1 pseudogene is annotated in these 272 nt (G+C 39.3%); it reads right to left on the bottom strand.

The features are described 5' to 3' along the window. A pseudogene (locus AAEY62_RS22405) lies at window positions 1-272 on the bottom strand (ABC-F family ATPase); the annotation flags it as partial.

The following is a 272-nucleotide window of genomic DNA, read 5'->3' as shown; positions in this document are numbered from 1 at the left end:
AGATTCAGCCGAGTAACCGTCCATTTCAGCAAATTCAGTTTCAAGATCGGCTACTTTCATGCCGTCTTCTTCACTCATTTCAGGTAGGCTATATATACGGTCACGTTCTTGTTTGATATCCCACAATTCTTTATGACCCATAATCACGGTATCAATAACAGAATATTCTTCGTAGGCGAATTGATCTTGGTTTAGTTTAGCAACGCGCTCATTTGGATCAGTACTTACGTTACCCGAAGATGGTTCTAATTCACCACTAAGGATTTTCATAA

Source organism: Pseudoalteromonas sp. GW168-MNA-CIBAN-0100 (genome assembly GCF_040309225.1).
Lineage (GTDB): Bacteria > Pseudomonadota > Gammaproteobacteria > Enterobacterales > Alteromonadaceae > Pseudoalteromonas > Pseudoalteromonas arctica.
This window is presented reverse-complemented; position numbering and strand designations above follow the sequence as displayed.